The following is a 13,892-nucleotide window of genomic DNA, read 5'->3' as shown; positions in this document are numbered from 1 at the left end:
CATGTAGGCGATGCCGTCGACGCCCGCCACCTCTGGCGACGGCCGTCAGAAGATCGTGTAACCGCCGTCGACCGTGAACGTATCACCGGTGTGGAAGCGCGACGCGTCGGACGCAAGATAAACCGCGAGCCCGCCGAAATCCTCCGGCTCGCCCCAGCGGCGCATCGGCACGCGGCCGATTACCTTGTCGTTGAACTTCTCGTTGCCCTGCGCACGCGCGGTCATGTCGGTCGCGATCCAGCCGGGGAGGACGGCGTTGGCGCGGATCTCGTACCGGGCATATTCGACCGCGAGCCCGCGCACCATTGGCAGCAGCGCGCCCTTGGTCGCGGCATAGGCTTGGTTGCGCGGCGCACCGTGGATCGCCGAGGTAGACGATGTCGCGAGCAGCGAGCCGCCGTGATCACCTTTCTCCGCGCGTGCCACCATGTGGCGGGCAGCGGCGCGCAGCGTCCAGAACACGCCGTCGAGGTTCACCGCAAGTACCCGCCGCCACAGATCGGTCGTCATCTCGTGGAACGACGGCGCACCTTCGCCCACACCGGCGTTCGCCGCGACGAAATCGAGCCGGCCAAACATCTCGGCGGCGCGATCGACCGCCGCGTCGACCGCGGCTTCGTCCGACACTTCGACGCGCTCGACGTGGACGCGCCCGCCGTGCGCGGACAGACGCGCTTCCGCCGCCGCATTCTTCGCCGGATTGTTGCCCCAGACGACCACCGCCGCCCCGGCCTGCGCCAGCGCATCGGCCATGCCGATGCCGATGCCACCATTCCCGCCGGTGATCAGCGCGACCTTGCCGGTCAGATCGAAGGGGGCATAGGGCATGGTCGTCTCTCCTGTCTGTTCTGACGCAACCTAGCCGCGGGACGAGCGGGCGCGCTAGCGGTCTCGACTATTCTGGCGGTTTGTGCCGGGCGGGGGGCATGCACGTTGCGGGCGTAGTAAGATTGCCAACCTCGGTGCCGCTTTCCTGCAGCGCTACCAGCGCACCGAACCTTGACAAATTAATTTTTCGCCCGCGCCGCTAAATGGCCGTTTCGAACGTATCTCGCTTCAGCGTCGCAACTCTCGGCGTGAGTAACGAGGAAAACCCGATGACGAAGTTCAATCTGCGCGGCGCGATCGCGGCCGCCGCCCTGCTGGCCGCCGGCCCCGCGCTCGCGGCGCCGAAGAACCCGATGGTCGGCGGCGCGGCGATGTATCCCACCAAGACGATCGTCGAGAATACGGCGCAGTCGAAGGACCATACGACGCTGGTTACCGCCGTGAAGGCGGCGGGACTCGCCGAGACGCTGTCCGGCCCAGGCCCGTTCACCGTGTTCGCGCCGACCAACGCGGCCTTCGCCAAGCTTCCCGCGGGCACCGTCGATACGCTGGTGAAGCCGGAAAACAAGGCGCAGCTGACGAATATCCTGACCTATCACGTCGTCTCGGGCACGATGACGTCGAAGGATCTCGCCAAGGCGATCAAGGCCGGCAACGGCAAGGCGACGCTGACGACGGTGCAGGGCGAGCCGCTGACGGCTTCGATGATGGGCAATCGTATTATGCTGACCGACGCCAAGGGTGGCATGAGCCACGTCACGGTCGCCGACGTGAAGCAGTCCAACGGCGTCATCCATGTCGTCGACGGCGTGCTGATGCCGTAACCACCTGCCGATCCGGGCGGCGCCGTACTGCGCCTCCCGGATAGCGTTTGCCGGCCGTCGAAACTGGAAGCGCTGCTGCACCTACGCCCGCAGTGAGCGAACACTATGTTGCATCAGCAGTCGGGATGTGTCGGCCCGATGCTTAATCGATAACCATCGTGTCATGGTGGCCGTTCAGACGCCGATTTGCCACCGGACGGTAACGATGATTGTGAAAGACCTCGAGCGTCAATTGCTTACCAGTTGGCGTGAATGTTCTGAGCAAAGGCTATCAGGATTGTCATATCCTGCCATGGCCGATCGCGGTTACCTGCCATCGTTCCGACCGACCCGATGAAATCGGCTAACGATGCAGCGCCGAGGTAGCGCTCTCAAAGTTGATTTCGTCGAGTCCGGGTAGCACGCCAGCGAGCGCCACCAAGGCGCCGGTGGCAACGAGGTCGGTCGCGGCGGCCATGTCGGGTGCCATGTGGCGGTCGTCGACCAGGGTCGGTACGCGTTGGCGCAGCGCGGCGCGGACCGCCTCGACCGGTGCGCTCGACGTGAGCGGCGCGTGAAAGTCGCAGCCCTGCGCGGCGGCGAGCAACTCGATCCCGAGGATCGCGTCGACGTTGGCGGCCATCGGCATGAGGCGGCGCGCGCCGTGCGCGGCCATCGACACGTGATCCTCCTGATTGGCGGAGGTCGGGATCGAATCGACGCTGGCAGGATAGGCGCGTTGCTTGTTCTCGCTGACGAGCGCGGCGGCGGTGACCTGCGGGATCATGAAACCAGAATTGAGCCCCGGCTTCGCCGTGAGAAAGGCGGGGAGGCCGGACAGCGCCGGATCGACGAGCATCGCAATGCGGCGCTCGGCAAGGCTGCCGATCTCGCACAGGGCGAGCGCGATCATGTCGGCGGCGAATGCGACCGGCTCCGCGTGAAAGTTGCCGCCTGACAGTGCTTCGTCGGCGCCGCCCACCCCCGGGAAGATCAGCGGATTGTCGCTGACACCGTTCGCCTCGGTGACGAGCGTTGCCGCCGCCTGCCGGAGGAGATCGAGCACGGCGCCCATCACCTGCGGCTGGCAGCGTAGGCAATAGGGATCCTGCACGCGCGCATCGTCGATCCGGTGGCTGGCACGGATCGCCGAGCCTTCCATCAACCGGCGCAGCGCGTCGGCGGTGTCGATCTGGCCGCGGTGGCGGCGCAGCGCGTGGATCCGTGGATCGAACGGCGCGTCCGATCCCTTCGCCGCCTCGGTCGCGACGATCCCGGTGACCAGCGCCGACCGGTACAGCCGCTCGGCTTCGAACAGCGCCGCGAGCGCGTAGGCCGTACTGAACTGCGTGCCGTTGAGCAGCGCCAGCCCTTCCTTGGGGCCAAGCGACAGCGCGGCGAGGCCGGCATGCTCGAGCGCTCGGTCGGCGGGAACGACCACGCCGTCGACGATCATCTCGCCGACGCCGATCATCGTTGCGGCCATATGCGCGAGCGGGGCGAGATCGCCGCTCGCGCCGACCGAACCCTGCGCAGGAACGAGCGGCGTTAGCCCTTTCGCGAGCATCGCTTCGAGCAGCGCGATCGTTTCCGGACGGACACCCGACGCGCCCTGCGCGAGACTGGCGAGCTTCAGCGCCATCATCAGCCGGGCGATGGGAACCGGCATCGGATCGCCGACGCCGGCGGCGTGGCTGAGCACGATGTTGCGCTGGAGCGTCGCCAGATCCTCGGCATGGATGCGCACGCTGGCGAGCTTACCGAAGCCGGTATTGATGCCGTAGACCGGCGCGCCGTGCGCGACGATCCGCGCGACCGCCGCGGCGCTCTCGGCGATCGTCGGGTGGCAGGCGGGATCGAGGCGCGGCGTGGCACCGTGATAGATGGCGCGCCATCCGGCATAGCCGACCGCGCCGGGAGAGAGGATCATGGCAAACCGCTCATGTAAAAGTTCAGGGTACGGCGCGCGACGTCGTCCAGGCCGTCCGCGCGCTGTGCCGGATCAGACGTCGAGGTTGGCGACACTCAGCGCATTGTCCTGGATGAACTCGCGCCGCGGCTCGACGATGTCGCCCATCAGGCGCGTGAAAATCTCGTCGGCGACGTCGGCCTGATCGATTGCGACGCGCAGCATCGTGCGGTTGGTCGGATCAAGCGTCGTCTCCCACAGCTGCTCGGCGTTCATCTCGCCGAGGCCCTTGTAGCGCTGGATCGACAGCCCCTTGCGCCCGATGCCGAGCACCGCGTCAAGCAGCTGCGTCGGGCGCGCGACGAGCGTCTCGCCCTTGCCGATGGTAACGCCCTCTTCCTCATCAGCGGCAGCGTCGGTTGCGGCCGACTTGAGCGGCACCAGCTTCGAGGCGTGCGCGTAGGTATCGGCCTGTTCCGATGCCACGGCGTGCAGCTTGCGCGCCTCCGCCGACGCGACGAACGCCGCTTCGATCACGTGATGATCGGTGACGCCGCGCCAGACGCGCTCGAAATGGAAGCCGCCCTCGTCGGTCATCGTCGCCGACCAGCGGGCGTCGGCATCGCCCTGATCGAGGCGGCGCGTGATTTCGGCGAGACGGGCGGCGCGTGCTGTCCGGTCGATCTCGGGATCGAGCGCGCCGCCGAGCGCGAGCCCCTCGATGATCGTCGGATCATAGCGCCGCGGGGCGTAGCGCATCAGCGTGCGCATGCGGCGGGCGTGATCGACGAGATGCTTTAGCGGCTCGCCAGAGCCGATCCCGTCGAGCGCGGTCGCGGTGACGCCGGCGTCGACGAGATAATCCTCGAGCGCCTTCTCGTCCTTCAGGTATACCTCGGAGCGACCGCGCGTCGCCTTGTAGAGCGGCGGCTGGGCGATGAAGAGGTGCCCCTTTTCGATGATTTCGGGCATCTGGCGATAGAAGAAGGTGAGCAGCAGCGTGCGGATATGCGCACCATCGACGTCGGCGTCGGTCATGATGACGATCTTGTGGTAGCGCAACTTCTCGAGCTTGAAATCGTCGCGCCCGATGCCGGTGCCCATCGCCTGAATCAGCGTGCCGATCTCCTTCGAACCGAGCATGCGATCGAAGCGCGCGCGCTCGACGTTGAGGATCTTGCCGCGCAGCGGGAGGATCGCCTGGAAGTGCCGGTCGCGGCCCTGCTTGGCCGAGCCGCCGGCCGAATCGCCCTCGACGAGGAACAGTTCGGACTTCGCCGGATCCTTCTCCTGGCAGTCGGCGAGCTTGCCGGGCAGCGAGGCGATGCCCATTACCGACTTGCGGCTCGCCTCGCGCGCCTTCTTCGCCGCTTCGCGCGCGGCGGCGGCGTCGATCACCTTCTGGATGATCTGGCGCGCGTTCTGCGGATTCTCCTCGAGCCAGTCGGCCATCTTGTCGGCGAGCAGGCTCTCGAGCGGCTGGCGCACCTCGCTAGAGACGAGCTTGTCCTTGGTCTGCGACGAGAATTTCGGATCGGGCAGTTTGACCGAGACGATCGCGGTCAGCCCCTCGCGCATATCGTCGCCCGTCAGGCTGACCTTCTCCTTCTTCAGGATGCCCGACTTCTCGGCATAATTGTTGAGCGTACGCGTCAGCGCCGAGCGGAAGGCGGCGAGGTGCGTCCCGCCGTCACGCTGCGGGATGTTGTTGGTGAAGCACAGGACGTTCTCGTAATAGCTGTCGTTCCACTCCAGCGCGACGTCGATGCCGATGTCGTCGCGATGGCCGGAAATGGCAATCGGCTCCGGGAACAGCGCCGCCTTGGTGCGATCGAGCCACTTCACGAACGCCGCGATGCCGCCCTCGTAATAGAGTTCAACCGTCTTGGGCTCCTCGTGCCGCGCGTCGGTGAGGAACAGGCGAACGCCCGAGTTGAGGAAGGCGAGCTCGCGGTAGCGATGCTCGAGCTTGTCGAAGTCGAACTCGGTGATCTTGAAGGTGGCGGGCGAGGGCAGGAAGGTGACGCGCGTGCCCTTCATGCCTTCCGCCTGGCCGACGACCTTGAGCGGTTCGACGGCATCGCCGTGCGCGAAGCGCATGTAATGTTCCTGCCCGTCGCGCCAGATCGTGAGATCGAGCCATTCGGACAGCGCGTTGACCACCGAGACGCCGACGCCGTGCAGCCCGCCCGACACCTTGTAGGCATTGTCGTCCGACGTATTCTCGAACTTACCGCCGGCGTGCAGCTGCGTCATGATGACTTCGGCGGCGGACACACCCTCTTCGGGATGGATGCCGGTGGGAATGCCGCGCCCGTTGTCGGTGACGCTGACCGATCCGTCGGCGTTGAGCGTAATGTCGATCCGGTCGCAATGGCCGGCAAGCGCCTCGTCGATCGCATTGTCCGACACCTCGAACACCATGTGGTGCAGGCCCGAGCCGTCGTCGGTGTCGCCGATATACATGCCCGGACGCTTGCGGACGGCGTCGAGGCCCTTCAGCACCTTGATCGAGGAGGCGCCGTAATCGTTGGAATTCTGCTGTTCAGCCATAGCGAGCATATAGGCATTGCGGCGCCGCAACGAAAGCGAAATGGCGGTGCGCAGACCGGCGTCAGGCGGGCATTGCGGCGGCCTGGACGTGCGGCAATGGGCGTTCGCGTAGCGTGAGGAAGAGAAGCGCCGTCATCCCCAACGCGACCGCCGCGACGACGAGCGCGACGTCGTAGCCGCCCGTCGCATCATGGAGCCGGCCGAACGCGGTGATGCCGCTCGCCGTGCCGATCAGCGAGATCATGATGAGCAGGCCATAGACCTCCCCATAGGCGCGGATGCCGAACAGGCGCGCGGTGAGGAAGGGGAGGAGATCGTGCTCCGCACCGTTCATCAACCCGGCGAAGAACACGAGCGTGAGAAGCAGCGCGAGCCCGGGCTGCGGCAGTTGCAGCGCGACGAACGCGAGGCAGGAGATCGCCGCGAAGACTGCGGCGGTAACGCGCGGTGGGAAGCGATCGACCAGCGCGCCCATGACGAGGCGGCCTATGACCTGGCTGGCGGCGAAGCTCGTCACCAAGAGCGCTGCCTCGGCCGCGCTCAGCCCGCGATCGACGCCGAACGGCACCAGCGAGGTGACAAGCCCGACGCTCGCGACGTTGATGAGCGCGCCGCACAGGCCGAGCCGCCAGTAGCGGCCGTCCCGCCGCGTCTCGGCGCCGGTCATGCCTTCGACCGGGATTGCGGCGCGTGCGTCGTCGGGGTCGGGCCGGGTAGGGCCGGCGGGTACGCCGCGCAGGAGGAGCAACACCGCGGGCAGGGCCGCGGCGCCGACGATCGCGCACAGCGTCAGAAATCCGATCCGCCAGCCGTAGCTGGTGATGACGAGGCCAAGCACGGGCGCCAGCGCGAGCGAGGTGATCGAAATGCCCGACGTCGCGATGCCGAGCGCCATGCCACGGTGCTTCTCGAACCTGAGCGCGATGAGCTTTCCGTAGACGATCGCGCTGGTGCCGGGGACGGCGAGGGCGAGACCGAAGACCAGCGCCTGATACTGCCACAATGGCCCCGACATCGCCGACAGACCGGCGTATACGAGTGCGAGCAGCGACATCCCAAGTACGATCATCAGCCGCGCGCCCCAGCGATCGACGAGGCGGCCGAGGAACGGCACCAGCAGCCCGCCGAGCAGCCCCAGGCCGGCGGAGGTAGCGATATCGCCGCGGCTCCAGCCGAACTCGGCGATCGGACCGACGACGAACAGACTCGACAAATTCTGGAACAGGCCAGGCCCGAAGCCGATACCGATCATTGCGGCGGCCACCACCGGCCAACCGCGCGCCCACTCGCCGGCTGCTGCCGGTCGATCTCGATTGCTCTCCATCACGCGACCGTAGCGCCGCGCGGGCCGGCGTCCACCCCTCGACGGGCGGGGCGGACGCCGGTGATGCGTCATTCGGCCGTCAGACGGTCGGCGCGCTGGCCGAGCAGCGTCACCTCGACGCGGCGATTGCGCTGCCTGCCCTGCGGCGTCGCGTTGCTGGCGACAGGCTGGCGCTCGCCGAACCCCTCGACCGAGAAGCGCGCGCGGGTGACGCCGAGCTCGTCGAATGCGCCGCGCACCGCATCCGCGCGGCGCAGCGACAGCGACTTGTTGTACGCGTCCGACGCGCGCGAATCGGTGTGGCCGTCGATCGCGACGCGCACGCCCGGATTGGCGCGCAGATAGGCGGCGAGTGGGCGCAGCCGTGCGATCGCGCCGGGGCGCAGCGTCGCACTGTCGGTATCGAACAGCACCTGCTCGCTCAGCGTCATCGTCGCGCCGCGCGGCGTCTGGCGGAAGCCATAGTCGCGCATCGCGCGGCGATCCCAGCCGATCGCGCCGCGCGCCGGTTCCTCGACGGCGACCACATAGGTCGTGTCGCGACGGTCCCAGTTGAAGCGCGGCCGATCGGCGCCCGCGATCTCGATAAAGGTGCGGTTGGCGAGCGCTGCCTCGCGCCGGCCGATCACGCGGTCGCCATTGAGATCGAAATTGCGCATCACGAACGCCCGGCCGCGGATGGTGCCGCGTAGCTCGGGGATCAGCATCGGCACGCCGGGACCGACCAGGCGCCACGCGCCGCTGCCGGGCCGCCCGCCGGTCCAGTCCCAGCTGCGCTGCGCATCGGCCGGTGCGGCGCCCGCCATGGCGGCGAAACCAAGAGTGGCGAGGATAAGGGTACGCATCACATTCCTCCATCGTAGCCCCCGCTACGATGGCGTCACTGCGCGCCCGTGCTTGAACCCTGGCTGAGACCGATCGACAGCCGGCGTTCAGCCGAGCGCGATGCGCGTCGCGTCCGCGTCGATCGCGTCGAACAACTGCGGCTCCGTGCCCGTCATCCACACCTGCGCGTGGCCGGCCAAGCGCGCGAACAGCGCCGCGCGGCGGGCCGGATCGAGATGCGCGGCGATCTCGTCGAGCAGCAGGATCGGCGGCTGCCCGCGCCGCGTGCCGACCAGATCGGCGTGGGCAAGAACGATGCCGAGCAGCAGTGCCTTTTGCTCCCCGGTCGATGCCTGAGCGGCGGGGATCGCCTTGTCGCGATGCGTGACGACGAGATCGGCGCGGTGCGGGCCGGTGAGCGTGCGGCCCGCCGCGGCGTCGCGCGCGCGGCCCTCGCGCAGAGCATGGAGCAGCGCCGCCTCGTCACCCGTCCAGCCATCAAGCGCGAGCGTCGCGCGCGGGAAATCGGCGGCGGCCTGGTCGGCAAGCCGCGTCGAAACGGCCGCCACGGTCTCGCGGCGCGCGGCATCGATCGCGGCGCCGTGCTGCGCCATCTGCACCTCGAGCGCCGACAGCCAATCGCGATCGGGCGCATCGTCGGCGAGCAGCTTGTTACGCGCGCGCATCGCCGCGTCGTAGCGCGTCGCTTCATGCGCGTGAGACGGCGCGAGTGCGAGCGTAAGGCGATCGAGGAACCGGCGGCGCTCGCCTGCGGGCTCGACGAACAGCCGGTCCATCGCCGGCGTGAGCCACAAGATCGAAAGCCATTCCGCGAGGGCATTCGCCGCGGCGGTCGCGCCATTGATCCGTACGACCCGGCGCTCGGGCGCGAACCCGAGCGTGCCGGTGGCGATCTGCGTCGTATCATCGAGCGTGGCGGCAATGCCGAAGCCGCCCGGTCCATCACGGCGCGCGACGTCGCCCAACATCGCGCGACGCAGCCCGCGACCTGGCGACAGCAGCGACACCGCCTCCAGTACGTTCGTCTTGCCCGCGCCGTTCGGACCGGTCAGGACGACGAAGCCGGCGCCCGGCTCGAGCGCGAGCGCCGCGTGATTGCGCGTATCGGTGAGAACGAGCCGGCGGAGCATCCGGCCGGCATGTGGCGGGCGCGCGCGCAATAGGCAATCCGCCGGCGCCGCCCGAGCAGATCAGGCGGCGCCGCGGCGATGTCAGGCGGCGAGCCGCTCGGGCTCCGCCGCTGCTTCGCGACGCGCGCTGAGGTACGAGGCCATTTCCTCACCCAGCTCGCGCTGTGCCCGCTTGTACATCACCGGCTCGGTCAGGCCGAGGCGCTTGCGCGCGGCGCCGAGCGGCTCGTGCATCAACTGCAGCACGTCCTCGCCGGCGAGCCACTTCGCCTGCTTGCCGCGCTTGAACCCTTCGGCGACCGCGCGTGCGAAGAGCGTGTTCTTGGTGACGCCGAAGCTCTTGAGCGCCGCCGCGCTGCCGATGAATGCCCAGCCGAGCCCGCCGACCTGCGCGTAGCTGAACGCGACCAGCGCCGCCTCGCCCAGGCTTTCGTCCGCCTTGTAGCCGGTCAGCACGTGCCAGATATCGTGCATATCGCGCGTGCGGCGGCCGAACCAGGCGTAGGGATGCTCGATCTCGGCATTGTCGTTGCCGACCTTGCTGACCTCGACGAGGCCATCGGCCGAATAGCCCGTGCTGTCGAGGAAGTCGCGATAGGCCGCGCCGACGGTGCCGGGCGCGAAAGTATCCACCCACGACCGATCGGAAAAACGCTCGGCGAGATTGGCCTGCTCCAGCGCGATGCGGCCGCCGTTCTCGGTCTCGAGCAGCTTGGCGTAGCCCCATTCGGTGCTGCCGGTGTTGAGCGCGCGCATGATGCGGAACACCTGCACCGTATCGTCGCCGTTGTTCAGCAGCTTCTTGATCGCGTCGAACGCGGTGCGCCAGTCGCGCTTGCCCGTCGTGCCGGGGAAGGGGGGAAGCTTGGCGGCCATCGATACTGCTCCTTATTGACAGATATGTCAGTAAGTACGGTTTACGTTCCCGTCAAGTGCAGGCCGTGCTTTCGCCGCATCCGGCGGGCGGCTAATCGGCGGGCATGCCGATCGATCTCATCTGCCTCGATGCCGACGATACTTTGTGGCATAACATGCGCTTCTTCGCCGCGGCCGAGGAAGCGTTCGTCGCGATGCTGGTACCCTTCGCGGCGGCCGGGATCGCGCGCGATACGCTCGCCGAGGTCGAGGTGCGCAACCTGCCGCTGTACGGCTACGGCGCGAAGAGCTTCACGCTGTCGATGATCGAGACCGCGCTTGAGCTCGGCGGTGCGGCACTGCCCGCAACGGCGGTGCGCGAGATCCTCGATGCCGGGCGGACGCTGTTGGCGCATCCGGTGGAACTACTCGACGGGATCGAGGACACGCTCGATCGGCTCGCAGCGCTCGGGCGGCTGGTGCTGGTGACCAAGGGCGATCTGCTGCACCAGGAGATGAAGCTCGCCGCGTCCGGGCTCGGCGAGCGCTTCGCCGGCATCGAGATCGTCAGCGACAAGCAGCCGGCCACCTTCGCGCGGCTGTTCGCGCACTACGGCGTCGCGCCGCAGCGGGCGGTGATGGCAGGCGATTCGATGCGGTCGGACGTGCTGCCCGCGCTCGCTGCCGGGGCGTGGGCCGCCTATGTGCCGCAGGACGGCGGCTGGAGCCACGAGGCTGCGCCGCCGCCGGTCGACGCCGCGCGGTTCCGCCAGCTCACTAGCCTTGCCGAGCTGCCGGAATGGATCGCGCAGATCGACTAGTCAGGCGGCGTTCTCGATGCCGAGCTCGCTGAGCTTGCGGTAGAGCGTCGAGCGCCCGATCCCCAGCCGCCGCGCCACTTCGGTCATGCGGCCGCGGTAATGGCCGATGGCGAGACGGATGACGTCGGCCTCGATCTCTTCGAGCGCGCGCAGATTGCCGTCGGCGCGGAACAGCGTGACGCCGCCCGATGTCGCCATCTGCTGCGGTTGCGGGGTGCGGCTGCGGCGCGCGCTGTAGGTCGCGATCTGGGGGAAGTCGGTGCGGGTCAGCGCATCACCCTCGCACAACACCGCGGCGCGGAAGAGCGCGTTTTGCAGCTGGCGCACGTTGCCGGGCCAGTCATAGTCAACGAGCAGCGCCAGCGCGTCGTCGGTGATGCCGAGTTCCTTGAGCCCCGGCTGCTGCGCGATCCGCGCCAGCAGGTGGCGGGCCAGCGCCGGAATGTCCTGCGCGCGCTCGCGCAACGGCGGGATCGGCACCTGCACCAGGTTGAGCCGATAGTAGAGGTCCTCGCGGAACGTGCCCGCCTCCACCTCGTCGGCAAGCCGCTTGTTGGTGGCCGCGATGATCCGCACGTCGACCTCGCGCGGGTGCCGCGCGCCGAGCGGATGGATCTCGCCTGCTTGCAGCACGCGCAGCAGCCGCTGCTGCGCCTCGAGCGGCATCTCGCCGATCTCGTCGAGGAAGATCGTGCCGCCATCGGCGTCGACGAACTTGCCGATCTTGCGCTCGAACGCGCCGGTGAACGCGCCTGGCTCGTGGCCGAACAACTCGCTCTCGATCTGATTCGCCGGCAGCGCGCCGCAATTGACGGTGACCATCGGCTTCTTCGCGCGCGGGCTGGCGGCGTGCACCGCCTCCGCGACGACTTCCTTGCCGACGCCGCTCTCGCCTTCGATCAGCACGGCAACGCGCGCGCGCGCCGCCTTCGCCGCGATCGCGAGTGCGGCGCGAAACTGCGGTGCCGAGCCGACGATCTCGTCGAAACCGAGCATCGCCGGAATTTTCTCCGTCAGCGGCCGCAGCTCGCCCGCCTGCGTGCCGGCAACCGCGGCGTCGAGCGCGCGCAGCATCCGTTCCGGCGCGAGCGGCTTGACTAGGAAATCGGTCGCGCCCGCGCGCATCGCGTTGACTGCATGGCTGACGGAGCCGTTGGCGGTGAGCACCAGGATCGGCAGCGCAGGCCGGCGCGCGCGCAGCTCCGCGATCAGTGCCGAGGCGTCGTCGTCCTCGCCCCAGTGATCGAACAGGATCGCATCGAGCTGCATCCCGTCCTGCGTGCCGAGCATCGCGATCGCCGTATCGGAATCGCCGGCGAATAGCGTGCGCCAGCCGCCGCGCGCGGCAAGCGCCGCCACCAGCCGCCGCTGCGCGGGCTCGTCGTCGATCAGCATCAGCATGCGCTGGCCGTTGCGCGTCATCTGTCGTCCCGCCTCATTCGACCGGCTTTAGGACGCTGAAGTAAAAGCTCGCTTAAGCAGGGTTGAGACGGGCAGGGGCCCCGGATAAGAGCGTGGCAGACCAGAGTACAACAAGAGGGTGACCATGGCCGATCACGGTGCGCAGTCCAACGACATCAAGGCGCATGCCGCGACCTACGAGGGCGTCATGGGGCTGATGAAGTGGGGCACGGTCGCCTGCGTCATCGTCGCCGCCTTCGTGGTCTGGCTGATCGCCTGACCATGAAGATCGCTGTCCTCAAGGAGGGGGCGGACGGCGAACGGCGGGTGGCGGCGACACCGGAGACGGTGAAGAAGTTCACATCGCTCGGTGCCGATCTGGCCGTCGAGACGGGCGCCGGCGCTGCGGCGTCGATCACCGATCAGGCCTATGCCGATGCCGGCGCGACGGTGGCCGATCGTGCCGCGGTGTTGGCGGGCGCGGATATCGTGCTCGGCGTGCAGGGCCCCGAGCCTGCGTCGCTCGCCGGCATGAAGCCGGGCGCGTGGCTCGTCGCCGGGCTTAACCCCTTTGGTGAACGCGCGCGCGTCGACGGCTATGCCGCGGCGGGGATCGAGGCGCTGGCGATGGAATTCATGCCGCGCATCACCCGCGCGCAATCGATGGACATCCTGTCGTCGCAGTCGAACCTGTCGGGGTACAAGGCAGTGCTCGACGCGGCGGGCGAATATGGCCGCGCCTTTCCGATGATGATGACCGCGGCCGGCACAGTCTCCGCCGCCAAGGTCTTCGTGATGGGCGTGGGCGTCGCTGGGCTGCAGGCGATCGCCACCGCGCGGCGGCTCGGCGCGCAAGTGTCGGCAACCGACGTTCGATCCGCGACCAAGGAGCAGATCCAGTCGCTCGGCGCCAAGCCGATCTTCGTCGAGAATGTGAAGGGCATCGAGGGCGAAGGCTCGGGCGGTTACGCGACCGAGATGAGCGCCGAATATCAGGCGGCGCAGGCCGAACTGGTGTCGGCGCACATCGCCAAGCAGGACATCGTCATCACCACCGCGCTGATCCCCGGCCGCCCCGCGCCGCGGCTGATCAGCGATGCGCAGATCGCGACGATGCGCGCGGGCAGCGTGATCGTCGACCTCGCCGTCGAGCAGGGCGGCAACGTCGAGGGTGCGGTCGCTGGCCAAGTGGTCGAGCGGCATGGCGTCAAGATCGTCGGGCATCGCAACGTGCCCTCACGACTCGCGGCGGATGCCTCGGCGCTGTTCGCGCGCAACCTGTTCAACTTCCTGTCCGCCTTCTGGAACAAGGAGGCCGGGCGGCCGGTGCTCGATGCGGAAATCGGCGACGCGGTGCGACTGACGCAGGGCGGCAAGGTCGTCAACGAACGGCTGCTGGGCGTCTGATGCATATGCTCGGCA

At 68.3% G+C, this 13,892-nt stretch carries 12 protein-coding genes; 4 read left to right on the top strand and 8 right to left on the bottom strand.

Annotation, left to right across the window (positions count from 1 at the left end; all coding sequences use genetic code 11):
- Nucleotides 1–45: 45 nt before the first annotated feature.
- A complete protein-coding gene (locus tag F1C10_RS06555; protein ID WP_185209705.1) occupies nt 46–828 on the bottom strand; it encodes an SDR family NAD(P)-dependent oxidoreductase in 783 nt (260 codons plus the stop codon).
- A gap of 269 nt (nt 829–1,097) precedes the next feature.
- Here F1C10_RS06555 and F1C10_RS06550 point away from each other — a divergent pair, with 269 nt between their 5' ends.
- A complete protein-coding gene (locus F1C10_RS06550; protein WP_185209704.1) occupies nt 1,098–1,652 on the top strand; it encodes a fasciclin domain-containing protein in 555 nt (184 codons plus the stop codon).
- Between the two features lie 343 nt (nt 1,653–1,995).
- Here the strand turns inward: F1C10_RS06550 and hutH are convergent, their stop codons facing one another.
- From hutH to F1C10_RS06520, 6 genes are all read right to left on the bottom strand, one after another.
- On the bottom strand, nt 1,996–3,561 hold the full coding sequence (gene hutH, locus F1C10_RS06545; protein WP_185209703.1) for a histidine ammonia-lyase: 1,566 nt from the start codon (nt 3,559–3,561) through the stop codon (nt 1,996–1,998).
- A 72-nt stretch (nt 3,562–3,633) separates the two neighbouring features.
- A complete protein-coding gene (gene gyrB, locus F1C10_RS06540; protein ID WP_185209702.1) occupies nt 3,634–6,093 on the bottom strand; it encodes a DNA topoisomerase (ATP-hydrolyzing) subunit B in 2,460 nt (819 codons plus the stop codon).
- A gap of 61 nt (nt 6,094–6,154) precedes the next feature.
- The gene (locus F1C10_RS06535) at nt 6,155–7,417 is read right to left on the bottom strand and encodes an MFS transporter (protein WP_185209701.1); all 1,263 of its coding nucleotides are present in this window, start codon (nt 7,415–7,417) and stop codon (nt 6,155–6,157) included.
- A 68-nt stretch (nt 7,418–7,485) separates the two neighbouring features.
- Nucleotides 7,486–8,262, bottom strand: a complete 777-nt coding sequence (locus tag F1C10_RS06530; protein ID WP_185209700.1) for an OmpA family protein — start codon at nt 8,260–8,262, stop codon at nt 7,486–7,488.
- 87 nt (nt 8,263–8,349) lie between these two features.
- Nucleotides 8,350–9,393: a DNA replication/repair protein RecF gene (gene recF, locus F1C10_RS06525; protein ID WP_185209699.1), complete on the bottom strand. Its 1,044-nt coding sequence runs from the start codon at nt 9,391–9,393 to the stop codon at nt 8,350–8,352.
- Nucleotides 9,394–9,474: 81 nt separating this feature from the next.
- Nucleotides 9,475–10,269 carry a Coq4 family protein gene (locus tag F1C10_RS06520; RefSeq protein WP_185209698.1) on the bottom strand — a complete coding sequence of 265 codons (795 nt, stop codon included), beginning with the start codon at nt 10,267–10,269 and terminating at the stop codon, nt 9,475–9,477.
- A gap of 104 nt (nt 10,270–10,373) precedes the next feature.
- Between F1C10_RS06520 and F1C10_RS06515 the strand changes: the two genes are divergently transcribed.
- Nucleotides 10,374–11,069, top strand: a complete 696-nt coding sequence (locus tag F1C10_RS06515; protein ID WP_185209697.1) for an HAD family hydrolase — start codon at nt 10,374–10,376, stop codon at nt 11,067–11,069.
- Here F1C10_RS06515 and F1C10_RS06510 read toward each other — a convergent pair whose 3' ends face one another.
- The gene (locus F1C10_RS06510) at nt 11,070–12,491 is read right to left on the bottom strand and encodes a sigma-54 dependent transcriptional regulator (RefSeq protein ID WP_185209696.1); all 1,422 of its coding nucleotides are present in this window, start codon (nt 12,489–12,491) and stop codon (nt 11,070–11,072) included.
- A 124-nt stretch (nt 12,492–12,615) separates the two neighbouring features.
- Here F1C10_RS06510 and F1C10_RS06505 point away from each other — a divergent pair, with 124 nt between their 5' ends.
- The gene (locus F1C10_RS06505) at nt 12,616–12,750 is read left to right on the top strand and encodes an aa3-type cytochrome c oxidase subunit IV (protein WP_085810382.1); all 135 of its coding nucleotides are present in this window, start codon (nt 12,616–12,618) and stop codon (nt 12,748–12,750) included.
- Between the two features lie 2 nt (nt 12,751–12,752).
- The gene (locus tag F1C10_RS06500; protein WP_185209695.1) at nt 12,753–13,877 is read left to right on the top strand and encodes a Re/Si-specific NAD(P)(+) transhydrogenase subunit alpha; all 1,125 of its coding nucleotides are present in this window, start codon (nt 12,753–12,755) and stop codon (nt 13,875–13,877) included.
- Nucleotides 13,878–13,892 lie beyond the last annotated feature (15 nt).

The sequence above is a fragment of the Sphingomonas sp. NBWT7 genome (assembly GCF_014217605.1).
Taxonomy (GTDB): Bacteria; Pseudomonadota; Alphaproteobacteria; order Sphingomonadales; family Sphingomonadaceae; genus Sphingomonas.
The sequence above is the reverse complement of the archived record's forward strand: the minus strand, read 5'-3'. Positions and strand labels throughout refer to the sequence as shown.